Annotated in this window: 27 protein-coding genes; 4 read left to right on the forward strand and 23 right to left on the reverse strand. The window is 34.4% G+C overall.

Going from position 1 to position 23,205, the window contains the following annotated elements; translation table 11 throughout:
- Positions 1–21: 21 nt before the first annotated feature.
- From BC6307_RS15110 to BC6307_RS15180, 15 genes are all read right to left on the reverse strand, one after another.
- On the reverse strand, positions 22–1,251 hold the full coding sequence (locus BC6307_RS15110; protein WP_094366143.1) for an aminopeptidase: 1,230 nt from the start codon (positions 1,249–1,251) through the stop codon (positions 22–24).
- Between the two features lie 231 nt (positions 1,252–1,482).
- Positions 1,483–3,201: a phosphoenolpyruvate--protein phosphotransferase gene (ptsP, locus tag BC6307_RS15115; RefSeq protein ID WP_066416400.1), complete on the reverse strand. Its 1,719-nt coding sequence runs from the start codon at positions 3,199–3,201 to the stop codon at positions 1,483–1,485.
- On the reverse strand, positions 3,201–3,467 hold the full coding sequence (locus BC6307_RS15120) for a phosphocarrier protein HPr (protein ID WP_066416399.1): 267 nt from the start codon (positions 3,465–3,467) through the stop codon (positions 3,201–3,203). The genes ptsP and BC6307_RS15120 overlap by 1 nt, the downstream gene beginning before the upstream one ends.
- A gap of 342 nt (positions 3,468–3,809) precedes the next feature.
- Positions 3,810–3,992, reverse strand: a complete 183-nt coding sequence (locus BC6307_RS15125; protein ID WP_066416398.1) for a YqzE family protein — start codon at positions 3,990–3,992, stop codon at positions 3,810–3,812.
- Between the two features lie 37 nt (positions 3,993–4,029).
- Entirely contained in the window at positions 4,030–4,539 is a 510-nt protein-coding gene (locus tag BC6307_RS15130) for a shikimate kinase (protein WP_066416396.1), read from the reverse strand.
- A gap of 376 nt (positions 4,540–4,915) precedes the next feature.
- Complete coding sequence (gene comGG / locus BC6307_RS15135) at positions 4,916–5,233, reverse strand: competence type IV pilus minor pilin ComGG (protein WP_169714889.1); 318 nt, start codon at positions 5,231–5,233, stop codon at positions 4,916–4,918.
- Positions 5,196–5,723, reverse strand: a complete 528-nt coding sequence (gene comGF / locus BC6307_RS15140; protein ID WP_066419798.1) for a competence type IV pilus minor pilin ComGF — start codon at positions 5,721–5,723, stop codon at positions 5,196–5,198. Before comGF ends, comGG begins: the two co-directional genes overlap by 38 nt.
- The gene (locus BC6307_RS15145; protein ID WP_066419800.1) at positions 5,713–6,039 is read right to left on the reverse strand and encodes a type II secretion system protein; all 327 of its coding nucleotides are present in this window, start codon (positions 6,037–6,039) and stop codon (positions 5,713–5,715) included. The genes comGF and BC6307_RS15145 overlap by 11 nt, the downstream gene beginning before the upstream one ends.
- Positions 6,023–6,475: a competence type IV pilus minor pilin ComGD gene (gene comGD / locus BC6307_RS15150; protein WP_066419802.1), complete on the reverse strand. Its 453-nt coding sequence runs from the start codon at positions 6,473–6,475 to the stop codon at positions 6,023–6,025. The genes BC6307_RS15145 and comGD overlap by 17 nt, the downstream gene beginning before the upstream one ends.
- On the reverse strand, positions 6,472–6,810 hold the full coding sequence (comGC, locus tag BC6307_RS15155) for a competence type IV pilus major pilin ComGC (RefSeq protein ID WP_066419803.1): 339 nt from the start codon (positions 6,808–6,810) through the stop codon (positions 6,472–6,474). The genes comGD and comGC overlap by 4 nt, the downstream gene beginning before the upstream one ends.
- 1 nt (position 6,811) lies before the next feature.
- Positions 6,812–7,843 (reverse strand): competence type IV pilus assembly protein ComGB, encoded by a 1,032-nt coding sequence (gene comGB / locus BC6307_RS15160; protein WP_066419805.1) that lies wholly within the window; start codon positions 7,841–7,843, stop codon positions 6,812–6,814.
- Positions 7,836–8,900, reverse strand: a complete 1,065-nt coding sequence (gene comGA / locus BC6307_RS15165) for a competence type IV pilus ATPase ComGA (RefSeq protein ID WP_235858242.1) — start codon at positions 8,898–8,900, stop codon at positions 7,836–7,838. The genes comGB and comGA overlap by 8 nt, the downstream gene beginning before the upstream one ends.
- 276 nt (positions 8,901–9,176) lie before the next feature.
- Positions 9,177–10,460 (reverse strand): ATP-binding protein, encoded by a 1,284-nt coding sequence (locus tag BC6307_RS15170; RefSeq protein ID WP_066419809.1) that lies wholly within the window; start codon positions 10,458–10,460, stop codon positions 9,177–9,179.
- 150 nt (positions 10,461–10,610) lie between these two features.
- The gene (locus tag BC6307_RS15175) at positions 10,611–10,877 is read right to left on the reverse strand and encodes a hypothetical protein (protein WP_066419810.1); all 267 of its coding nucleotides are present in this window, start codon (positions 10,875–10,877) and stop codon (positions 10,611–10,613) included.
- Positions 10,878–11,146: 269 nt separating this feature from the next.
- A complete protein-coding gene (locus BC6307_RS15180; protein ID WP_066419813.1) occupies positions 11,147–12,217 on the reverse strand; it encodes an undecaprenyldiphospho-muramoylpentapeptide beta-N-acetylglucosaminyltransferase in 1,071 nt (356 codons plus the stop codon).
- A 264-nt stretch (positions 12,218–12,481) separates the two neighbouring features.
- On the opposite strand from BC6307_RS15180, the gene BC6307_RS15185 reads away from it, so the two are divergent.
- On the forward strand, positions 12,482–13,195 hold the full coding sequence (locus tag BC6307_RS15185) for a helix-turn-helix transcriptional regulator (RefSeq protein ID WP_066419815.1): 714 nt from the start codon (positions 12,482–12,484) through the stop codon (positions 13,193–13,195).
- 96 nt (positions 13,196–13,291) lie between these two features.
- A complete protein-coding gene (locus BC6307_RS15190; protein ID WP_066419817.1) occupies positions 13,292–13,531 on the forward strand; it encodes a DUF2626 domain-containing protein in 240 nt (79 codons plus the stop codon).
- 46 nt (positions 13,532–13,577) lie between these two features.
- On the opposite strand, the gene BC6307_RS15195 is transcribed toward BC6307_RS15190, so the two are convergent.
- Both BC6307_RS15195 and BC6307_RS15200 read right to left on the reverse strand, forming a co-directional pair.
- Positions 13,578–14,681, reverse strand: a complete 1,104-nt coding sequence (locus BC6307_RS15195; RefSeq protein ID WP_066419819.1) for a class I SAM-dependent methyltransferase — start codon at positions 14,679–14,681, stop codon at positions 13,578–13,580.
- A 13-nt stretch (positions 14,682–14,694) separates the two neighbouring features.
- A complete protein-coding gene (locus BC6307_RS15200) occupies positions 14,695–15,327 on the reverse strand; it encodes an MBL fold metallo-hydrolase (protein WP_066419821.1) in 633 nt (210 codons plus the stop codon).
- 94 nt (positions 15,328–15,421) lie between these two features.
- Between BC6307_RS15200 and BC6307_RS15205 the strand changes: the two genes are divergently transcribed.
- Positions 15,422–15,901 carry a hypothetical protein gene (locus BC6307_RS15205; RefSeq protein WP_066419822.1) on the forward strand — a complete coding sequence of 160 codons (480 nt, stop codon included), beginning with the start codon at positions 15,422–15,424 and terminating at the stop codon, positions 15,899–15,901.
- Between the two features lie 95 nt (positions 15,902–15,996).
- Positions 15,997–16,170, forward strand: a complete 174-nt coding sequence (locus BC6307_RS15210; RefSeq protein ID WP_084380651.1) for a DUF2759 domain-containing protein — start codon at positions 15,997–15,999, stop codon at positions 16,168–16,170.
- A gap of 375 nt (positions 16,171–16,545) precedes the next feature.
- Here the strand turns inward: BC6307_RS15210 and BC6307_RS15215 are convergent, their stop codons facing one another.
- The 6 genes from BC6307_RS15215 to BC6307_RS15240 all read right to left on the reverse strand — a co-directional run bounded on the left by BC6307_RS15215 (position 16,546) and on the right by BC6307_RS15240 (position 23,033).
- Positions 16,546–16,860: an MTH1187 family thiamine-binding protein gene (locus BC6307_RS15215; RefSeq protein ID WP_066419823.1), complete on the reverse strand. Its 315-nt coding sequence runs from the start codon at positions 16,858–16,860 to the stop codon at positions 16,546–16,548.
- Positions 16,861–16,896: 36 nt separating this feature from the next.
- A complete protein-coding gene (locus BC6307_RS15220; RefSeq protein WP_066419824.1) occupies positions 16,897–18,018 on the reverse strand; it encodes a YqgU-like beta propeller domain-containing protein in 1,122 nt (373 codons plus the stop codon).
- Between the two features lie 218 nt (positions 18,019–18,236).
- Positions 18,237–19,427, reverse strand: a complete 1,191-nt coding sequence (locus BC6307_RS15225; protein ID WP_066419829.1) for a M14 family metallopeptidase — start codon at positions 19,425–19,427, stop codon at positions 18,237–18,239.
- Between the two features lie 158 nt (positions 19,428–19,585).
- Positions 19,586–21,490, reverse strand: a complete 1,905-nt coding sequence (locus BC6307_RS15230) for an LTA synthase family protein (RefSeq protein WP_066419830.1) — start codon at positions 21,488–21,490, stop codon at positions 19,586–19,588.
- A gap of 377 nt (positions 21,491–21,867) precedes the next feature.
- On the reverse strand, positions 21,868–22,827 hold the full coding sequence (locus BC6307_RS15235; RefSeq protein WP_066419831.1) for an ROK family glucokinase: 960 nt from the start codon (positions 22,825–22,827) through the stop codon (positions 21,868–21,870).
- 14 nt (positions 22,828–22,841) lie between these two features.
- Positions 22,842–23,033 carry a YqgQ family protein gene (locus BC6307_RS15240; protein ID WP_066419833.1) on the reverse strand — a complete coding sequence of 64 codons (192 nt, stop codon included), beginning with the start codon at positions 23,031–23,033 and terminating at the stop codon, positions 22,842–22,844.
- Between the last annotated feature and the right edge of the window lie 172 nt (positions 23,034–23,205).

The raw sequence follows: 23,205 nt of genomic DNA on the forward strand, positions 1-23,205 counted from the left end.
ACTTACCCTCAGATTAAATCATTAAATAGCCCATTCTCCCTTTTCCATAAGCAATTCCTTTTTACCGTCCTGAGCAATACCATAAATGGTCAACTCGCTAGAACCGATCATAAAATCAATGTGAACGACACTTGTATTAATTCCGTTCTCCTCTAACTGGTTCTTTGTCATTGCTCCTCCACCATTAATACAAATCGGATATGCAGAACCTAATGCTAAATGGGAAGATGCGTTTTCATCAAATAACGTATTGTAAAAAATAACATTTAACTTTGAAATTGGGGAGCTGTTTGGCACTAAGGCAACTTCACCTAAATACATTGCTCCCTCATCTGTTTCTAATAGTTTTTGAAGCACATCTTGACCAACCTCAGCACTGTAGTCAATAACTCGTCCTTCTTTAAAAGTTAGTGTGAAATTATTAACTAATTTTCCGTTTAAGTTTAAAGGCTTCGTAGAAGTAACTGTTCCATCTACTCCTGTTTTTACAGGTGCTGTAAAGACTTCTTCAGTTGGTAGATTGGGGACAAAGTAAGTACCTCTTTCATTATGTATTCCCCCACCTAACCATACTTGCTCTGTTGGTAGTTCAATCTTTAGTTCAGTACCTGGCCCTTCATAGTGAAGTGCTTCATATTTCTTATTATTTAAATAGGTTAGTTTCTCTTGTAATGATTGCAGATGACTTTCCCATGCAGCAACGGGGTCCAGCTCATTGAGCCTTGTTACAGCAAATATGTGATCCCATAACGTATTCAATGCTTCTTCTTTTGGGAGATCGGGATATAATTTACTCGCCCACGCTTCTGATGGCACAGAAATAATGGACCAACTAACTTTACCTGTTTGTATATAAGAACGATATTTCTTTAAAGCTGTTGCTTCAGCGATATTGGCAGTAGATACTTTTTCAGGGGCTACTTCTTTTAATAAGTCTGGATCCGAAACGACTATCCGTAAAAATGCTGCACCCTCTTCTGCCATTTCCTCCATACCTTTTACTTTCCACATTCTAACTTCTTTTAAGGAATCTAGTGACGCACCCTCGTATGCAATTTTTGTGATTTGTGAATCATGCCAGTCGATATGTACGTATTTTGCGCCAAATTCATAGGCTAGCTTAGTCACTTCTCTTACGAGTGTTGCTGCAGTAATTGGTGCTTGCACTACTAACGGCTGACCTTGTTGTAAATTGATACCTATTTTTAATGCTAATTCAGCATATTTTTTTAAGCTTTCTACATTCATCATTTCAACTCCCCTTCTTTAGAATATTTTAACATATAGTGTTTTGTGTTGATACGGAATGGAGATGAAAGTTCATTAAGTGTCGGAGGTTTTTTATGTTAATTTTGGGCGTCAATGAGGCTTTATTTCTGTTTTATTTATGTTAAGCAAGATTTTATTTGCGGTAGCAACGAATTCGTTTATTAATAAAAAAACTAGCCAAGGAATTCGACTCCTTTAGCTAGTTTTTAACAATTACTTTATAAATTTATCTCTAACAAGTGCCTCTACTTCAGCTTCGGTACTTAATGAAAGAATTTGTTCACGCAATTGTGCTGCTTCTTCTTTAGATAATCCTTTTAACTGAGTACGTGCTGGTAAAATGCTTGTTGCACTCATACTGAATTCATCAAGGCCAAGACCTAGTAAAATTGGAATTGCGATTGAGTCTCCAGCCATCTCTCCACACATACCAGCCCATTTACCTTCTTTATGAGCTGCTTGAATAACATTATCAATTAAGCGAAGGATTGCAGGGTTGTATGGTTGATATAAATAGGACACTCGTTCATTCATACGGTCAGCTGCCATTGTGTATTGAATAAGATCGTTTGTACCGATACTGAAGAAATCTACTTCTTTCGCAAACACATCTGCCATTACCGCTGTGGAAGGAATTTCCACCATCATTCCAATTTCAAAGCTTTCAGCAACTTGTACATTTTCAGTTACAAGCTTCTCTTTTTCTTCTAAAAGAATCGCTTTCGCTTGGCGGAATTCTTCCACTGTTGCAATCATCGGGAACATAATTTTCAGATTCCCATGCACACTAGCACGAAGTAATGCACGTAATTGTGTACGGAAAATATCTTGTTCTTCTAAACATAAACGAATAGCACGATATCCTAAGAATGGATTCATTTCTTTCGGTAAATGTAAGTATGGCAGTTCTTTATCCCCACCGATGTCTAACGTACGAACAACGACTGGTTTTCCTTCCATACGCTCTAGTACTTCTTTGTAAGCAGTATATTGCTCTTCTTCCGAAGGTAGTTCTGTACGGCCCATATATAAAAACTCTGTACGATATAAACCTACTGCTTCTCCACCATTCTTTAATACACCAGCTACATCTTCCGGAGTACCGATGTTTGCTGCTAGTTCTACGTGATGACCGTCAGCTGTAACTGTTTTTTCAGAAACAAGCTTCGCCCATTCTTGCTTTTGTTGTTCATATTTTTGTTGTTTTTCTTTATACTCTTCTACTTGTTCAGGCGTTGGATCAATAATGACTACACCGTCTAATCCATCAACGATTAACATCGTATCATTTTGAACAGTGGAAGTAATATTTTTTGTACCAACAACAGCTGGAATTTCTAAAGATCTCGCCATTATAGCTGAATGTGATGTACGTCCCCCAATATCAGTAGTAAACCCTTTTACAAACTGGCGGTTTAACTGCGCTGTATCAGATGGAGTTAAATCCTCTGCAATGACAATTACTTCTTCTGAAATTAAGCTTGGATTTGAAATCGTAACACCTAAAAGATGAGCTAGCACACGTTTTGTAACGTCACGAATGTCAGCTGCACGTTCTTTCATATATTCATTATCCATTGATTCAAACATAGAAATGAACATTTTTGCCGTTTCATCTAATGCGAATTCTGCATTCACTTTTTCAGTTGTTACTTTATCTTTAATTGGGTTTATCAATTCTGGGTCACTTAGAACTAATAAGTGTGCTGCAAATATTTCGGCCTTATCTTCCCCAAGTTCTTTAAGTGCATGTTCTTTAATTTTCTCAAGCTCTTGTTTAGAAATTTCTACTGCTTGAACAAAACGTTTAATTTCTTCCTCAATCGCTATTACTTCACGCTTTTCAACGTGAAGTTCAGGAGCTTCCAAGCGGTATGCTTTCGCAATGGCGATACCACTGGAAGCAGCAATACCTTGAATAATAGATGACATTATTCGCCTAGGCCTTCTCTCTTTAAAGTTTCCTCTAATGCACTAATTGCTTCTGTAGCGTCAGAACCTTCTGCCACAATTTTGATTTCGGAACCTTGGGGAATTCCTAGAGACATAACACCCATGATGGATTTTAAGTTTACACTTTTACCGTTATATTCTAAATTGATATCTGCATCAAACTTACTAGCTGTTTGTACCAATTGAGTTGCTGGTCTAGCGTGAATTCCTGAATCTGCTGTTACTTTAAATACTTTTTCTGCCATGTTTTTCATTCTCCTTTAGTAATAATTTATTTTGTTGGCGTTTCCTATAGTTTCTACAAAATATGTCCACTTATTTATATATTCCCATTATCGTGTAGAAAGAAAACAAGCTTTCGCAAATACTAAATGTAACATTATTACAAAACATTTTTGCAACTAAAAAAGGCATGAGTAAATAAGCATAGAGATATCCTATCTCTATAAAAACTTATTACTCATGCCTGATCGAATCAGTAACACGTATATATTTAATGCGTTAACAGTATTTGCAATGAATTATTTACATTAGAATAGTAGCATATACTTTTCTAAGTTGGCAAGTAAAAAGTACTACTTTTGCCATTAGCTCTCCTTCTTCTTGAACATAAGTTTTAACGAAAGTGGAATGACCCCTAACCATTGGTTTGAAAGTGGAGCTTGTTCTTGCTTTCGGACTATCCTCTGCTCTTTACGTACATCTTTCGGCTGATCCATATAACTTACAAGCTGTTGGGTTACATATTTTACATAATCATTCGTTTTCAACTTATACCACCACCATTATATTAATAGCAGTATTAGTTTAGCCTTCTGTACCTTTTTTAATCATCCGTTCTATTTCTGTCACAATTTCTTCAATTTTTTTACCATTTGTATTTACTGTATAATGGGCATCTTTATAAAAAGGTAATCGACTTTGAAACAGAGCTTCTACCTCTTCTATACTTTTATCTAAAATTAAAGGTCTTGTTATATCGCCTTCAAGCCTTTTCATTACTTCTGTAATATCTGCATATAAGAAGACAATGAGGCCATGTTGTTTCATCCACTGTCTATTTTCTTTGCTTTTAATTATTCCCCCACCAGTGGTTACGATAGCGTTTTCTAACGGTAATTCTTTTAAGGCGCTTGATTCTTCCAGTCGGAAAAAACTCTCTCCTTGATCGCGAAAAATTTCTTTTACTGATTTATTCATCTTTTTTTCAATATATGTATCCGTATCAAATACTGGTAAGTTTAAATGTTGACTAATTGCCTGGCCAACTGTTGTTTTGCCCGAACCCATAAACCCTGTAATATAAATAGTCTTCATTTTATCTCTCCTTCAAATGGAGGTTGGGACATAACTATTTTTATCAAAGTAAATAACGAACAAAATAGAAAAGTAGAGATAATCCGCTACGGAAATATACTTCGCTTTCCGCGGGCGTGTCTAGTTACGGCGGCTTGGCCCTCGAGACATAAGCCAGTCACTTCCGTTGGGCAAAGAGCGCCCAACTGCAGCGTCTGTCTTATGCTTGTCGGGCCAGAGCGAGCCGCCTGCACTTTTCGTACTGGTGAGCCTCCTCGTGCTTCGCACTGCTATCTTCTCACCTATGCCTTTCCTCCCGCTGGAGTCTACGTATATTTCCTCCGCTAAATCTGCGATAGTTCGTTTTTTAAAAGATGATTTTAGTTTTGTCTCAGCCTCACTGTTGTTGCCAAGAAATTACCTTTTTCTCGTTTTGATCATATATTACTTTCACATCATTTACTCTACCAGAAAGTGCCCGTGCCCGAAGCACAATCGTTAGGAGAGGTTCTTTTTCTGAAATATTAAATTCGACCTCTCCAGTTGAAAAATCTTTTATTCCAGATTCCACGTATTCATCGTTTACAATTTGAGCTTCAAGCATATCCCAAACATATTTTATCATGATTTCTAGATCATGAACTTGATTAGTTTCAAAATAAAATCTTTTCTCTAAATTATACAATTGAATATGATGAAGTAAATAGGCAGTCATAATCATAGCCATTGCGATAGTGATCGGAAAGATGAAGCCACGCTCCGTCATTTGTTGCTCCTTTCGTCCACTTATGAACATTAATTTCATACGTCTCACCATTTAATCCTGTTATTTGTAAAATAGCTCCATTGCTTGTTTCCGTTACAAAAAACGAATAAACGTTTTGGAGAGCAATCACATGACCTGTCCCGTTAACCCTTCGTCTAATGCGATTTTGATAATATTCATACGTAATTTTATCACCTTCGTTGTTCACAACCGTTAACACGTTTCGTACAACATACGATTCCTCACCAGCCCGTATTTCTTTATTTACTTGCTGTACGAAAACGTCTAATTCAAGCGGATGAATCGTAACTGGCGTAAACGTTAAATTGTGTAACGATTTTAGTAATAGCGGTAAAGCAGCACAAACTGCTAACAAAACGGAAAAACTAATTAATAATTCAACTAAAGTAAAACCATATTCATTATTTTTAATCTTCATAATATATAGCACATCTTTCACGAGATACGTTACGATAATCGTCGTATATTATACATACTGCCTTGTTTCCTTCTACTGTTCGTTCTACAATTTGCATCCCACTACTATAATTCTCATTATCAAATTGCATTTCCCCTGCACGTCTTTTTTCCAGCTCATTCGTCAAGGTATACCTTATAGACTGTTCCAGTTGTAAGTTTTTCCTCTCCAATACAATAAACAGAAAATTCGGCAATAAAAAGGTAGCAATCATTATCCAAATAATAAGGGAAGATACCGTTTCTGCCAGTGTGAAACCGTTACAATTTTTGAACATAAAATCTTCCAAAGCCTATTTGAAAAACTAAAGAATATCGTTCTCTTCCCTTATAAGAAATAGCATAGGTACCTGAACTAGAAATGGTTCCTGTTCGAGTAAATGTTATCGTATTTCCGATTGTCCAACTTCTTATCTCAATTGCAGGATCATATTTACGATTGACTAGTTCTGTAGGCGTTTTAGTTCCTACAATTCGATAATAATAATCTGACGGAAAAAAAATTACTCTAACTGATTGATTAGAACTCATCGCATATTGTTGTGCATACAATAAATCATCTGTAAGTTGTTGAATAAAATGTGTCATTATTTGACGCTCTTTTACAGGTGATAACTTCACAATGGATATAGATATTATAACGGTCACAATGGACAAAACGAGTAGCGATTCTAAAAAAGTAAACCCGTCTTGACCTCGCAAATAAATTCTCATTGTGACCCCTTAGGTACAACCGCTTTGTTGTTAACTAGTTCGATACTTTGACCACCAGGACATTTTAATTCGCCATTTTCTTCGAACTTTTCCTTCAAATATTCTTCTGTATTTAAATCAGTTAATTGTTTCGGATATTCTCCTTCATCTATTTTGTACGCTTCTACTTGTGATTGAACCATCGCTAAAAAGGCATCACAACCTTTACTGTCAATCATCGTTGAATTTTTGGAAACGTTCGGAATCATAACAAGAAGTAAAACAGTAATAACTAACATAACAAGTAACATTTCAATTAAAGTGAAACCTCGTTCATTCTTGAAAATCTTTCTCATATTATATCCCTCCTAATAATTGAAACATCGGTATGAAAATACATAAGTATAACAGCATCACAAAAACACCAATGCTAGATAAAATCACCGGCTGTAATATTGAAATTAGCTTTTCCATTTTTTGCTGAGATAGCTGTAATAGAAGTTGGCTATAATCTTGAAGCTCTTTTGACAATGCCCCGTTTTTTTGACCATGTACTAATACAACAGCTAACCCGTCGTCGAATACTTTCTCTCTTGCTATTGCAGCTTCTAGTGATTCTCCGTCAACGAGTGACGCGTGAATTTGTTTCGTGATTTTTTGAAAGTAAGGAGAATAGCTTTGTTGTTCAAACACTTCAAGCGATTCATTTATGCTTAGTCCGGCATGAAGCAACTGACTTAATTGGTCGGCAAAAAATTGGGTGTAATAGTAGGACGTAACAGTAGTAATGAAAGGAAGTTTTAATAGTAGATGTATTTTTTCTTCAGGTGAAAGTTTTTTCTTCCAAATTGGGTATGTGATAAAAATAATTAAAACGAGACAAAAGAATAATCCAAAAATTGTTGGTACGTTCGTCACTAGAAGGAGCATTCCGCTTATTAACAAATTGTTATTAATATTAAGTTGTAAAAATAATTGTTCAAACTGTGGCACTAATACAATTTTCACAAACAAAAGCATAAGAAAAACAAAGAAACAAAGAAAAAATGGGTACCTTATTGTTTTCATTATTTTTTCACGCGTCATTCTTCGGTTTTTTAGTAGCTCACTACTAGTTTTTAAGCTATTACCTAAATCACCATGTTGTTTAGAAAAAAATAATAGTGACAAAACTAAACTATGAAATTGAAGCTTAGAAAGAATGGCGTGAAAGGAATGTCCTCCTTTTAAGCAATCAATTATATATTTTAAATCACTTTGAATTTCAGGCTTTGCATGTAAACTAAATAGCTCTATCGCTTCTAGAATTGTGTAACCATTACTATATAATTGTCCGATTCTTTGAAGAAACTGCTCTTGTTGATTTAGTGACCATGTATTTTTAGCCAACGGTCTCCCCCCACTTTTGTATTTCAAATGGGTGCAAATAACCATAAACTATTCCTTTATGAATACAATCACTGATCGTGTGGAACTTTGGACTAGAAGCAGAACCTTTCACTTCTTTAAAAACTTCTTTTAGCTCCTTCCCGTACAATAATTCGTATACACTAGCAAGGCGATGCTTCCGATATTTTCGGCAGTATGGTGAACAAGTTTGCTCACAGTATGGACATTTAATTTCAACAAGTCGCTGGGCTGATACTGCAATAAGGGTTTGTTCTAACTCATGAAAAGGTACACCAAATTCCAATAGCCTGTATATTGCACCTTTTGTATTTTTAGAATGCAGTGTGCTTATTACTAAATGTCCTGTTAACGCTGCACGAATGGCAATTCTAGCCGTTTCCTCATCACGGATTTCTCCAACCATGATGACATCAGGATCATGGCGTAAAATAGCTTTTAAACCTGTCGAATAAGTGATTCCCGCTTTTTCATTTACTTGTACTTGTAAAACGACGTCACTTCTTCTTTCAACTGGGTCTTCTAACGTAATAATATTTCGCTTTAGCATTTTTTTACTAGCATCAATAAGTGAATATAGTGTAGTTGTTTTGCCACATCCAGTTGGTCCAGTGAATAAAATTAAACCGTGAGAATGTTTCATCCAAGTTAATAACTTTGTAGTGGTCGATGGGAACAGAGATAGGTATTTTAAAGGAAAGACGGATTGGTTGGGTAGAAGTCGTATTACTAAACTTTCGTTCGTATAAATCGTAGGTAATGTAGAAAGGCGCAAATGAACGGTCTGTTTTTTTAGCAATAGTTTCATTGAGCCATTTTGAGGTTTTCTTCTCTCTCCAATATCCATTGATGCTTGAAATTTAAAGTGAGAAAGTAATCGTTCATATAAGGGTAGAGTAATTTTCTTTTGATCGTACAAATAGTGATCCATTCGAAATGAGATGGTAGCGTGTTTTTCGTACGGTGTAATGTGTATGTCGGACACCTCTAATTGGAGAGCTTCTAGAATTAATGCTTCACTAATTGTTTCTATATTCAATTTTTCACCTTCTTTTTTCATACTAAAGAGTACTACCTGAATACTTTTAATAGAAACATCAAAATGTAATCTTTCGTCACTAATATTCTACAAAATTTCACAATTTTCTTCCACACTTTTTTAAAATATTTTCAGCAAATTTATTATAAATCCAAACAAAAGCTCCTAACAAAGAAAAAGACAGAACCGATAAACGGAACTGTCTTTAACGTGTACGCGAAAGGAGAAGGAAGTTGCACACAATACATTGTATGCATTGTGTTCTAGATTGCTTGGTCATCTATCACCTATGTGTTCGTCCATTTTTGCAACTGGTAGAGTAACCGTTACCGTTGTTCCTTCCCCTTCAGCACTTTCGAATTTAATATCGCCTTTAAAATCGTTAATAATCTTTTTTGTAATGGTTAATCCTAATCCCATTCCTTTTTCTTTAGAAGTAAAAAAAGGCTCTCCTAAACGTTCTAATCTACTTTTCGGCATACCTTTACCATTATCTTTGACGATAATATTTACCGAATCTTCCACTCTTCGTTCACAATATATCTCAATTTCTCCGCCGCAGTCCATTGCATCCATGGCGTTTTTAACAATATTTATAAAAACTTGCTTTAATCCATTTTCATCTCCAACTACCATGTGTGGACAGTCATCAATATTCAAATGGATCTTTATTTTATGTAGCGTCGCTTCATGACTGAATAATTGATTTACGTATTTCAACACATCATTCAGTGGGAATTTTTTAATTACTTTAGGTTGTGGTTTTGATAAGATAAGTAGTTCACTAACTATTTCGTTAATTCTTTCGATTTCGGACATGATAAGCTCGAAATGTTTTGGATCAGGATCTTTCGTTTCTCGTAGTAATTGAATAAATCCTTTTACAGAAGTAAGTGGGTTACGAATTTCATGTGCAATTCCTGCAGAAAGCTCGCCTACAACGGATAATTTTTCTTTTGTTAACAGTAATTGTTCTGCTTCCTTCAGCACAGATATGTCTCTTCCCAATGTGAGTAAACCTTGTCTCTTTCCATCAGGGTAAAAAAGAGGGACTTTTATTACATCAAACGTCTTTATTTTTCCGGAGGGGAGTGGAAAAGATTCTTCATTCCTCGTTAAAACGCCTTCCTTCCATGCGTTTTCATCCGTCACAACACAAAATTCTAATGCTTCTTTAAAAAATGGAGTATACTTCGCAAGCTCTGCATCTGTTTTTCCTTTATAATTTACATGTTTTAAATTATAAAGTTCTAACCCAAAATCGTTCGCTTGGACCCATCTACCTTCGCCATCTTTAAAACAAACAAAATCCGGCATAGAGTTTATAAGTGTTGTTAATTCATTTTGTTTTGCTTCTAATTGCTTTAAGTCCGTATGTTTCTTTAGTAATAAATAAATTAAAAAAGTACTAAATAAGATAAATAATACTCCTTTAGTTAAATCTAAATATATGATTGCTGCATAAGTTAAACTTTGATGTAAATATATATCTGTGAAAAATAACCAAACGATACCGAAAATAAAATAAATAATAGGAATAAAGTATTTTTTTTGTTTCACTTTTAAGAACCTCTATTAAATATATTTTAACCCACTCTTCATTATAGTATTTTCTATAATCAAAGCACAATTCATTTCTTTCAATCATTTTTTTAAATGCAAAATAAGAGACTATCTACATGGAAGAAGATAGTCCCTTTCACCTGGATATTAATGTGTTGCAAATAAGATTGGTGATAGAAAAATAAATACAACGCCTACTATGCCTGTTATCCCTATTAATGCTAGACTGATTGACTTAGCTTTATTTTGGTACAAAATAGCAATTAAATAATAGAGCACTGTTGCCATCCCTATAAAGATAAGAGCTTCTAACTGAGTTGTCCACCCTTTTCCTTGTAATTGAATAAACGTTTGTAGTAACAGTCCGCCAAATACGAAAACACCAATCCAAAGTGTAATAGCATTTAATTTCATTCGTTGCTCCCCCAATATGTAAGTCTTTTGCTACTTATAAAATTAACACAATTAACTGCAGAAGTAAAAACATGCCGTCTTGCTGAGTTCTTCCTGAAAATTTAAGGCTTATGTCAATAAAACGCTTTGTTAAAAACAAAGAACTTTTTTTGGACATTAGTCTTTTTTTAGTTTAACCACTAAGAGGAAGAATATGATTTGAGAACTATCAGTGTAGGATAACATCCGTAAAAGTTATTCACTCGAAAAAACTTGGCTAGATGCCAAGTTTATCTCGAATAGTACGTTATTTCGTCTACAATTAAGTCTACTGTATTTTGTGTACTCGTTTGTTCCATTGCATGAAGAAAAACTTCGCTTTTGCTCACTAGCGAATCAAGATTTAATAACAATGATTCTTTCGTAAGTTCTTCCTCCATTAGCACTTGTGCATATCCTTTTTTACGGAACGATTTCGCATTTAATATTTGATCGCCTCGGCTCGCATTTTTAGAAAGAGGAATGAGCAACATTGGAATTCGTAATGCTAAAAACTCAAAAATAGAATTCGCACCCGCTCTTGAAATGACAAAGTCAGTAGCTGCAAGGACATCGGGTAACTCAGAAGAAATATACTCAAACTGTTTATATCCTCTAACATGCATTAAACTTTCATCAACATTTCCTTTTCCTGTCAAATGCACAATTTGATAAGAATTAGTTAAAATGTCTAACGATTCACGGATTGTTTCATTAATTTTTCTCGCTCCTAGACTGCCACCCATTATCGTTATAATTGGTTTATTCTCATGTAAGCCTAGTATAGCTTTTCCTTCTACTTTGTTCCCTTCGAATAGCTCTTTCCTAATTGGAGAGCCAGTGTGTAAAACCTTTTCTAGCGGAAAATATTTAGCTGTTTCCTCAAAAGTAACAAAAATTCTAGTTGCAAACTTTGTTGCAATTTTATTTGCAAGTCCAGGTGTAATATCCGACTCGTGAATAATTACTGGGATTTTCAACAATTTAGCTGCCATTACGACAGGCACTGTTACAAATCCGCCTTTTGAAAAAACTACAACTGGTCTTAATTTCCTTAATATGCTATATGCCTCTCCAACCCCTTTTAAGATACGAAATGGATCGCTAAAGTTTTTCCAGTCAAAGTAACGTCTTAGTTTTCCACTAGAAATACCATAAAAAGGTACATTTTCTTTTTCAACTATTTCCTTCTCGATTCCATTCTTTGAACCAATATATGTAATATCCCAACCACTTTCACGTAATGGATTCATAATTGCTATATTAGGAGTAACATGTCCTGCCGTTCCCCCACCAGTAAAAACTATTTTTTTATTTGCCATATAAACATCATCCTTTTTTCATTCCTCTTTTATCATATTATAGTCATTATGGAAAAATGGCAAAAATTATTTCAATAAATGAACGACTTTTTATTAACACGAAATCTTGTAATAACAATAATAGACTATAACATGAAATTCTTACTGTATTGTTCATCGGTTTTTGAGCATATTCTGTGACATTTTTTAGTCTTTTTCCATAAATTAATCTATAATGACATTCGCTGTATTATAATGTATTACAAAGAAGTGGGGTGAAGTTGCTTGGAAAATGTACTCAAAATTACAAATGTATTAGCGGATCCGACGAGATATTCAATTTATGAGTATTTAATTACTAACAAAAAAGCTGTCGATGTGCAAGAAATAGCCGATCAATTTTCCATCCATCCTAATGTTGCACGTCTACATTTATCGAAATTAGAAGAAATAAAGCTAATTCTCTCTTTTTCCTACAAATCAGGAAAAGGAGGTAGACCAAGTCGGAAATATAAATTATCTAATTATGCGATTGAGCTAACATTTCCATATAGAGATTATGCCTTACTCGCTAAAATTGCTATAGAGTCTATGGCCAGCCTCGGGGAAGCGGGAAAAGTTGCACTTTATAATACTGGGAGGAAATTTGGCGAAGAACTGTCCCAACGTTACTTTATAAAAAATAATACGACTACTTTTTCTTCTTTATATGAAAAAGTTAATGTAGTAAAAGAAATTACATCAAGCTGTGGATTATATCCTTCATTTGATGTGAACGAAGAAAGTAATGTTGTACAGCTTGCTATTAATAATTGCCCTTTTAAAGAAATTATACATAGCGGTGATGAATACTCTTCCATCTGTAACATGCATTTATCTTTCCTTCAAGGCATTTTTGAAGAAGTGTTTCCAGGAACGGAGTTAAAAGAGCTAGAAATAATGCCAACTGGTTGTGAGCAATGCATTTATCAAGCAACTGTCACAAATGTCACAAACTAACTTCAATCTTATATTTACTTTTAAACAAATTGTACATTATAATAGATAAGTGACATACTAAATAAAATGGATTACGTGTGTAAGGAGGGAATACATATGGATCGTATGTACCGTGTGTTAGGGTTCTGGACAGGGATTTTTGCTGTTATGTTCTACCTTGGACATATGCCGCAAACTGCATTATTATTCTTTGGACAAACGGTATTCTTTGTTTTACTAAGCTATTTAAAACTTACCGAGCGTATGTACATTTATATTTTTGGTGCATACTTAACAGTTTTCTTTGTAGGATTCACGTACTGGACAACATTTATGATGGTTCCAGGAGGTCATTAATACCTCAAAAAAATGAAAGCGGTGACCTTCGTCATCGCTTTCTTTTTTATAAATTGATTAAACTGCTCCAATGTGCGCTTATGTTTTTCTGCTGAGCTACAACTGTAAATGAGTTACTTAAACTGCTATCCATAATTAAACTGCGAATAGCCCGATTTTGTTTACTTATTTCTGAAAAAGGATTAGGATCATAATTATCTTGTAAATATTGTAATATACCTGCGGAAATGAGAAATTCACCTTGCTTCATCGTGAACACATGTGATAAACCATATTTCTCTCCAAAGTGTTCTAGACCATTTAAATGAATATGTGTCGTTAAGTCCATCTCTCCAACATATTGTAGGGGATCACTTACTAATTGATGTTGATAATATCCACGTAAACTTCCATCTCGATGTTCTGGACGCTTCCACTCTTCAAACGTATATCCGTAATCTACTGTAAACACTATCCCTTTTTGCAATATTTGTGACAGGGACCGAATAGTAGGTTCCATAGCTAATGGGATTTCTATCCTCTGACCTTCCCCGAGCTCTAATCCCATTTCTTCGATATATTTCTCTATTTTGTCGTTCTGTAAAGGCTCCATAACTTCCACTAATTTTTCTTCATCATTCAACGTAATAAATATTTCATATACTGTTTCGTTTTGTTTTTTAACAACCGAAACTGGTAATGCATCGAATAACTCATTTGAAAAAATAATCCCTTCAAAAGGTGGTACATCTTCTATTTTTTCATAATAAATTATATTCGCATCTTTAGGTAATAGCTGTTGCTGTAGTTTAAGATGATACGGACTTGTTTCTACTATGATATAGGATAACTGAGAATAAAAGGATGGAGACTCTTTTTTAATTTCTGCTAACACTTGATTCGCAAATCTCCCCGTACCTGCACCGATTTCACAAATTACTGGTGGGAGTTTTTCAGTAGCACAAATGGATAAAAATAATTTTGCAAATAGCTTACCATAAATGGTGTGCACATTACTTGATGTAAAAAAGTCTCCTTCTTTCCCTATTTTTTGCTTTGGTTTCATATAGTACCCTAGTTGTGGGTGATAGAGAGCTGCCTCGATAAATGTTGAATATGTTATTTTTTTTGACGGGTCTTGTTCCATTATACTTTTAATATAGGACTTCATTTCAGTCATCCTATTAAAAACCATTTAAAAACGGATTTTGGTCCATTTCTGAAGCAATTGTAGTAGCTGGTCCATGACCTGGTAACACAGCAGTCTCTTCAGGTAGGGTTAACAACTTATCGTGAATGCTAGCTAATAGTGTTGCATGATTACCACCTGGTAAGTCTGTTCTACCAATACTTCCAGCAAACAATGTATCACCTGCAAATACAATGCCTGATGGTTCATGATAGTAGCTCACACTTCCAGGAGAATGTCCTGGAGTAAATAGTAGTGTAAAAGCAAAATCTCCTATAACAAGCGTTTTTTCTTCAGTAATAACATGTTCTGCTTTTTTTGTTTTAATAGAGCCTTGCTGGAAAAATTCTGACCTATTTAAACTAGGTGATTCTAGCCAGTCATTCTCAAGTTCATGTATGTATACCGGAATACTCCACTTATTACGCACTTCCTCTACAGCGCCAATATGATCAAAATGAGCATGGGTAAGTAGGATGGCAAGCGGCTTTAAATTTTGTGATTCCATATAAGAAACGAATGCTTCCCCTTCACTTCCCGGATCAAATACGATACATTCTTTTTTATCGTTAATTAATAAATAAGCATTCGTCTGTAACGGACCTAAAGGAATTTGTAACCATTGCATGTAAAGTTTCCACCTTTCAATAATTTTTGAACTATTCATCATTCTATTCTACACTAATTAATATATCGTAGACGAATGAAAGGGATTATTTTGGATGAAAATAATGTATGGGATAGAAGTTTTGTCGGATCAGAACTCCGTACAATCTTTTAGTAATACGGTACAGTCATTAAAACAGACAGTTAACGTTTTTGATCATGATGACGATTTTATTATCGTTTTTCCGGCTTTATATGCTTCTGATGTAGATCCACATAACAGCCGCAATATTGGAGATACACATCCATTAATTTTGCTTGAAAATGAAACATGTACATCGCTTTTTTCTGATTATGGTTTTCAAACAAATTTTTTTTCCTACCTCTTTAAAGACATAGTTAGCTCCTTTTACTTTACAAGTGGAAAAGAAGAGGAAATAGCAATGGCAATTCTTCAAATGGACGACTGTTTACTTGCAGTTGAACACGGGGTCAAAGAATGTTATTTTATCGACAAAGAATATAGACCTTTTGTTGAAAAAGTAGGAAAAGCATATGACATAGAAGTGTCATTTTTGGACCTCGACAAATTGTAATAAAACAGATAAAATGGTATGAGAGTGTAATATGTCATTACATATATTGGGTATGATACTTCTATAATAGACCGTAACAAGAGGGGGTTAAAACCATGCTTTTAGTTGTATTTTTTGCACTCGTAACAGTACTATCTGTATTTAGTACAATTCATACTTTCCGTGAAATGAATTTACTAGGTATTGGCTTCTCATTAGCAACACTTGGTGTTTTCGGATGGTTTACTGTTATGACAATCCTTAAATCAGGATATCCTGTAGCTCACTAAAATGTTTTATCTGAAGAACATCTCTTTCAAGAGGTGTTTTTTCTTTTTTTATCCCACTTCTATAAAAACTAGTATATTTGGACATATTGTTTATAAAAGCCCTACATGAAGGAGAAAAATGATGTCCATTATTACTATTTGCGGCATTTGTGATGGACGGGGAAAACTAAAAGGAAAACTAAAAGGAAAACTACTCCCTTTCACAAAAAAGTGTTACAAATGCAATGGAAATGGCAAAATAAAATTATAATATATCTCTCCTGGTAAGCGAAATTAAACACTCAAAAAAGCTATTTTTCCTAATAAAGGAGAAATAGCTTTTTGTCGGTTTTAGATAAATTTTAAAATATTTATTTTCGCGTGAATTTGCCAGTCTTAATTGGTTCGATGTTTTTGCACGGATTCCATTTTGCTTACCATTGTTGACTTTTTATCGCGCCTGTCATCAATACGTATGTTCGTTGCTACTCTTTGTATACCATGTTGAAACGGTACTTCATGGATTGCTTGTATTACCTTTAATAACTGTGAAAGTTCGCCTTCAATAATAGTATTCATTGGAGTTAGTTGATATTCAATAACTCCTTCTTGTTTAAATTGTTCAAGAACTGATTGTATCGTAGCTACATACTTACTAACACTTGGCCCTTCCGTACCAATCGGAATGACCGTTACATCAACGATTGCCAATTGCAAAACCTCTTTTCTGCTCGTTCTCTCTTTCTTTTATTGCGTCTCCATTATGTTCACAATTTGTTGATTATTTATATCGATAATTTTCTCATACTGATAACCATATAAACAATAGCCACCGGATGGCGCACACCGTAATGGTAAATTTTCAACGTCATCAAACAAAACTTCCTCTTCTGTCATTGAAATTGATTTTAGTTGATACTTGTTTGCGTAATTATCTACATTACCACCATCATAAGGTTGAAAAATAAAAAGACTTCCTTTGGAAGGTACGTACTCTATAAAAGGAATTAGATACGTGGAATACATAGAAAGAATTGGTGCAGTATATGTTTTTTTTACCTTCATATCAGGTAATAAATATAAGGTGTAATCCGCAATATGATCTTCTAATCGGTTATTAGAAATTGTAAATAAATAGTTTGAAAATGTTGCAAAGCTAATTACATCTTCTGTTAATAGTTGCATAGCGTTTGTTTGTAAATCAAAGGCATAAAGTGGCGCTGTTAAAGACGGCTCTTCGGTATTCCATTCAAGAAATGCTACCTTTTGATCATGAACCCAGTGAACAAACGGATTTGATAATAAGACTTTTTGAACTTTCTCACTATCTACTTCCATCATATAGTTTTCGAAAGACCAATCTTCTTGAAACGAAGTAATCATTATCTGCTCTGGATTAAAAGGGTTCCACTCATACGTTAAATCATACGAAGGAAAAGTATACTCCATGACTGGGATTCCATATTTATTCACTACAATAACGTTTGCTTCGTAAGAAGAAGGTGCTGTATGAAGAGCAAATAAATCGTAATTTTTGTTTGCTCGTACTGAGAGGACAGGATTATTGGTGGAATAAAATTCTGTTATATCCCCTGTAAACAGGTTGTAAGCATAAATATTATTCTCCAAAGGGGTTTCTTCCATATACAGTATCAATTCATCGTTAAGCCATTCCAACACAGAATAATTATAAGTTGAATTCACTTCTAGCACTTGAATTTCATCGAGATGAAAAAAAGCGCGTTCTCCAGGTTCTTTATAAAAATAGCGATTTTCCATCAATTTGGATGGTTCTACAACTTTATGCTGATGAGAGTTTTGGCATCCAAGAAGAAGAAGCATGCTGAGCAAAACTACAATAGCTTTCAATTCACCTCATCAACTCCGTTTCATTGTTACTCCTTTTGTATTCGATTATGAAGGTTAATACGTTTCATTTCAAGCAAAAACCATTAAAGAGAAGATATTAATTTCTACCTATTCTTATTATAACTTTTGTCCTGTTTTTGTACTCTATATTAGGTAATATATTCCCATCTTTCTAAAAGTGAAAAATGAAAAACTCGTCATATTGACGAGTTTTTCAACTAAATATACATAGAGGCTAAAAATATTCCTAGCGATTTTACGTATATTTCATCAAACTGGGAAAGAGGTAACGGGTTTACGCCTTTACCTAATTCAATTGTAAAGCCTGGTTTTTTATATTTTTGAATAAACCAATCTTTGTAACCTGCATGACTATCAACATATCGAACTGCTTTATAACTACTCACTAGTTCGAATTCCTTTGCAAGTGCTTCGCTTTCAGTTGGCTCGCACCCTTCGTATCCCCAATACAATTCCTCTCCTTGCGTATGAAAAGCTAAAACCATATCAAACTGTTCTCTATTCGCTAACTCTTCCATTATAATCGCTTCAGGCTCCGTCAATGGAGCATTACCTGGATAATCACGGAAAGCTGGTGCCTTTGGAATTTTCCGTTCCTTTTCTATATCCCAATTGGCTGGGTATTGATTATTCAAATCTACCCCTCTAATGTTCGCTTTCCAACCTGTAAAATCTTCACTACCACCATTTATAGCAACAACCTGTTTTTTATAGCTAGCATCCGCTCCATGCAATACGAGATCAACTCCGTCTGGATTAACCATCGGCACAAACGATAATGTAACTTCGTTATAAAATGGATACATATATAGACCTCGTAAACTCGTTTTATTCGTGAGTGATAATAAAAGGTCATTGATGAAAGTCATAATAATAGCCGTTGTAATCCATTCATTCGCATGAAAACTTCCATTAATGTGTATATGCTTTTGGCCATTTCCAATTTTAATGTGGGGGATTGCTCTCCCTAAAACGGAATGACCAATTATTTCAGTTTTAATAAACGGGTATATTTCTTCTAATCGCTTAATGTCTTTCATCATCGTTTCATAGCAATATTTCTTTTTACCATATATTAATTTTGATTCAATTCTTACAGGAACTTGAACCGGTACCCCGATTTCAATCTGGGGTACATTTTGTAAATGTGGGTTTAATAAATATAGAGAATCCACATGCAGTTTTCTCGACGCAGCAATTGTCCACAAAGTATCTCCAGGCTGAAAATCCACTGTCACTTTCCTATACGCTGGAATTTTAACCGTACTTCCTACTGGGAGATGTTCGCATTTACCTTCTTTATTGGCGTCTTCTATCATTTCAAGAGGTACGGAAAATAACTGGCTATAATACCATAAAGAATCTCCTTTTCTAACTTGTACTAACATTGCTATCCCCCTATTTTAAGGCTCTAATACACCCTATGAGAAAATTTCAATGTTAGAACTTTAGTTAAGTACTATCTACAAAATTTCCAAGTTCTAATAATACTAGACGATAAAAAGAGGCTACAAAGTATATATTACTCTGTAGCCTCTTTTACTTATTAATCTGGGATAACTGTATCTTCAAAACCATCTACTTGTATTGTCGTTCCGTTATAAAAACGTAATAAATCACCGTAGATTATTTTGTCAGAGTACTGTAATTCTTTTTTTGCTTGTTCAATAAACGGCTCACAGCTTGCTTCGTCTGTTTCTTGTTCCGTTTCTTTGTCATAGCAAACTTGTTTTGTATAAACAAGTTCGTCTGTTATAAAGCTTCCGTCACGGAAAACGATGAACTCACTTCTGTCTTCAGCAAATAAATCTTGACCGAATTGAATGTCAAATTTCGTTTCAATTCCTAATAAGTGTTTAATAGTTGGTTTAATGTCAATTTGACCTCCAACGGTATCAAATGTTTCCGGTTTGACATCCGTAACACCAGGGATATGAATAAACATTGGAACTCTTTGCAATTGAGCTACTTCAAAAGGACCAATTTCTTTACCTAAATATTGCTCCATAGCTTCGTTATGGTTTTCAGAAATTCCATAGTGGTCACCATATAAAATGATAATGGAATCTTCATAGAGGCCAGATGCCTTTAATTCTTCAAAAAACACTTTAATAGCTTCATCCATATAACGAGCCGTTGGGAAGTATCGGTTTAACGTTCTACTCTTAGAATCAAACTCATCTACAAACCTATCTTCTTCATCTAAAACGAATGGGAAATGGTTCGTTAACGTAATAAATTTAGCATAGAAAGGTTGAGGTAATTCTTCCATATACGGAATAGACTGCTCGAAAAATTCGATGTCTTTTAATCCCCATCCTATAGAATTTTCTTCTGTAATTTCATAATCATTGATTTCGTAAAAATGCTCATAGCCAAGTGATTGGTACATCACATCACGATTCCAGAAACTTTGGTTATTCGCATGGAACACGACAGGGTGATAGCCTAATTCCTTAATAACATTTGGTGTTGCAGTATGATAGTCGTTTGTTGCATGCGTAAAGAAAACCGCTCCTCGTCCTAACGGATATAGTGAGTTATCCAATAAAAACTCTGAGTCAGAAGTTTTTCCTTGACCAGTTTGATGATAGAAGTTTTCAAAATAGAAACTTTCATTTTTAAGCTCATTTAGAAATGGTGTAACAGGCTCACCATTAATCTCGTTATCAATAACAAAACTTTGCAATGACTCTAATTTAACAACAATAACATTTTTACCTTCTGCAATTCCGAACAATTCATCATTCGGCTCTTTATGTTTTGCATTAATATAGTTTTGAATTTCTGTTAATTCACTACCATCCGCTAATGCACGTTGAGCAGTAGTTTTTGTTTGTAGAATAGCGTCATATACATGGTAATTGTACGTTCCTAAATTTTTCACTAATATTTCTCTGTCAAAAGTACGTGTTAATAACTGCGGTCTTTCTGTTTCAGCTAATCCTAAGTTGAATAAGAAAATGCCGACAATGGATAAGAAATACATTTTGCGCACCTTAGGTCTCCATGTAGTAAAGTTAATGAAGTTCGGTGTCCATTTCATTAATGCAATTAAAATAACAACGTCAAGGAACATAAATAGATCCGTTGGTTTAATTAGTTCTGTAATACTGCTTCCTAAGTCACTCATATTTCCTGTTTGGAATAAAAGCGGAATTGTAATGAAATCGTTGAAAAATCGATAGTAAACAGCGTTCGCATACAAGACAAAGGAAACAATTATACTTGTAATAATAATAAATCTCTTTGCACCTTTCTCTTTAAAGAAAAGAGCCAACCCTAACACTAATAATATTGAACTTAATGGGTTAATGAATAAAATAAATTCTTGTTTAATGGATTCAATAGTTATATTAAAGCTAGTTTTATAGACAATATACGTTTTTATCCATAGTAAAGTTACCGCTACTAGAATAAAAGGAATGTTTGTTTTTATTCCTTTTTTCATTTTTGAAACCTCCTTCAATGCAAAACCAATTAGATAGTATTTTGAGGTATATTTTCAACAATATGCCTTTTTCCATTTTTATGGAATAAATATTAAAAGGAATAACACATATCTTAAATCTTTTTTTAAAATCAGTCAATGGTTATTTCATACTGTTCTAATTGGTTGAATATTACGCCTAATTTTTCATTCAAAAAATAAGCAACTATAATAATAGACGTAGGACAACCTAAAAAGTTTCATTGAATATTTAAGTTTAAATTTTCTAAATATTAAAACACATGAAAAAGAAGCTTCTTTTTGAAGCTTCTTTTCATAGCTTCCGTTATATTTTACCCATCTTTTTCATTTGAAAAACACGGTAACAACGGGCTTTTTTATATTTTTGTTTTGGCGATATAAGCCGCACCTATTACACCCGCATCGTTACCTAAAGTTGCTAACTCTAATTTAACTCCTTTTTGAGCGCGCGGAAATAAATATGGTAAAAAGTGAGATGTAATACTTTGAACTAAATGTTCCCCAGCTTTCGATACGCCTCCACCGAGAATTATTTTTTCTGGATTTAATGCATTTGCTAAGTTGGCAAGAGTTAAGCCTAACTGAGAAGAAATATAATCAATAACAGAAGAAGCAATCGGTTCCCCTTCTTTCGCAAGATCAAACACTAATTTTGCCGATAGGCCTTCTTGTTCTGCTCTGATGGCAAGCTCACTATCTCCATTTTTAGCGATGGCTTCTTTAGCAAGGCGAACGATTCCAGTAGCGGAAGCAATTGTTTCTAAACATCCTTTTTTTCCACAATTGCATTGGTAGCCATTTGTAGGCTCTACTGTTATATGTCCTATTTCTCCTCCAGCGCCGTTTACTCCTACTACTACTTCACCATTTGAAATTATTCCTCCACCAACACCTGTTCCAAGTGTTACACAAATTAGCTCCTTTGAACCGTCACCGGCACCTTTCCACATTTCACCAACAGCAGCTAAGTTGGCATCATTGTCAACTATAACCGGTAAGCCTGTTTCTACTTCTAGCCTGTCCTTCAGAGGGTAATCCGACCACCCTAAATTTACAGCTTCATAAATGGAACCGTTTGCGGAATTAACAGGGCCTGGAGCACCTATGCCAATTGCATGTAATTTACTTTTAGATTCTGCTAGTTCTGATAACTTCCTATCAATTGATTTTGCAATATCAGTTGTAATGTATTTTCCGTTTTCGTTAATATTTGTAGGGATTTCCCACTTGTGAATAATTTCTCCATATACATTGACAAATGCCATCTTAATTGTAGTTCCACCAAGATCGACACCAACATACCATTTGTTTTCCATTTTCGTCACTCTTTCTACATCAGTTTCGATAGTTCATTACGAATAATTATCATCGCAGATTGAAAATCAGAAGCTTCTAATATATTTGATCTATATAGCTCTCTCAGTTCATCTTGCATTAGCTCTAGGTCTGCTACTCTATCACCTATATAAATAATTGCGCCATACTTAATTAATAATTTTCTTACATCTGTAATCGATTTCATTTTATCACCTTTTACGGTATAGTCCATTCACTTTCAAGTATAAAGTAATTGCTTTGTTCGTCAAGTTTTTTTAGTCTATCGCTAAAATAGTCATACAATTTAAGTTAATCTGTCCGCTAAGTACGGTTTTATTTTATCTACATAAGGTAAAAGCGACTGTCTCTCTTTAATC

This window comes from Sutcliffiella cohnii (assembly GCF_002250055.1).
GTDB classification, from domain to species: domain Bacteria; phylum Bacillota; class Bacilli; order Bacillales; family Bacillaceae_I; genus Sutcliffiella; species Sutcliffiella cohnii.

Bases quoted from the DNA above. Each gene is read 5' to 3' on its own strand.
- BC6307_RS15110 (WP_094366143.1), bottom strand. From the start codon at position 1,251: ATGATGAATGTAGAAAGCTTAAAAAAATATGCTGAATTAGCATTAAAA.
- ptsP (WP_066416400.1), bottom strand. From the start codon at position 3,201: ATGTCATCTATTATTCAAGGTATTGCTGCTTCCAGTGGTATCGCCATT.
- BC6307_RS15120 (WP_066416399.1), bottom strand. From the start codon at position 3,467: ATGGCAGAAAAAGTATTTAAAGTAACAGCAGATTCAGGAATTCACGCT.
- BC6307_RS15130 (WP_066416396.1), bottom strand. From the start codon at position 4,539: ATGAAGACTATTTATATTACAGGGTTTATGGGTTCGGGCAAAACAACA.
- comGG (WP_169714889.1), bottom strand. From the start codon at position 5,233: ATGACTGCCTATTTACTTCATCATATTCAATTGTATAATTTAGAGAAA.
- comGF (WP_066419798.1), bottom strand. From the start codon at position 5,723: ATGAAGATTAAAAATAATGAATATGGTTTTACTTTAGTTGAATTATTA.
- BC6307_RS15145 (WP_066419800.1), bottom strand. From the start codon at position 6,039: ATGTTCAAAAATTGTAACGGTTTCACACTGGCAGAAACGGTATCTTCC.
- comGD (WP_066419802.1), bottom strand. From the start codon at position 6,475: ATGAGAATTTATTTGCGAGGTCAAGACGGGTTTACTTTTTTAGAATCG.
- comGC (WP_066419803.1), bottom strand. From the start codon at position 6,810: ATGAGAAAGATTTTCAAGAATGAACGAGGTTTCACTTTAATTGAAATG.
- BC6307_RS15175 (WP_066419810.1), bottom strand. From the start codon at position 10,877: ATGAAATTAAATGCTATTACACTTTGGATTGGTGTTTTCGTATTTGGC.
- BC6307_RS15180 (WP_066419813.1), bottom strand. From the start codon at position 12,217: ATGGCAAATAAAAAAATAGTTTTTACTGGTGGGGGAACGGCAGGACAT.
- BC6307_RS15190 (WP_066419817.1), top strand. From the start codon at position 13,292: ATGGATCGTATGTACCGTGTGTTAGGGTTCTGGACAGGGATTTTTGCT.
- BC6307_RS15195 (WP_066419819.1), bottom strand. From the start codon at position 14,681: ATGAAGTCCTATATTAAAAGTATAATGGAACAAGACCCGTCAAAAAAA.
- BC6307_RS15200 (WP_066419821.1), bottom strand. From the start codon at position 15,327: ATGCAATGGTTACAAATTCCTTTAGGTCCGTTACAGACGAATGCTTAT.
- BC6307_RS15205 (WP_066419822.1), top strand. From the start codon at position 15,422: ATGAAAATAATGTATGGGATAGAAGTTTTGTCGGATCAGAACTCCGTA.
- BC6307_RS15210 (WP_084380651.1), top strand. From the start codon at position 15,997: ATGCTTTTAGTTGTATTTTTTGCACTCGTAACAGTACTATCTGTATTT.
- BC6307_RS15225 (WP_066419829.1), bottom strand. From the start codon at position 19,427: ATGTTAGTACAAGTTAGAAAAGGAGATTCTTTATGGTATTATAGCCAG.
- BC6307_RS15230 (WP_066419830.1), bottom strand. From the start codon at position 21,490: ATGAAAAAAGGAATAAAAACAAACATTCCTTTTATTCTAGTAGCGGTA.
- BC6307_RS15235 (WP_066419831.1), bottom strand. From the start codon at position 22,827: ATGGAAAACAAATGGTATGTTGGTGTCGATCTTGGTGGAACTACAATT.
- BC6307_RS15240 (WP_066419833.1), bottom strand. From the start codon at position 23,033: ATGAAATCGATTACAGATGTAAGAAAATTATTAATTAAGTATGGCGCA.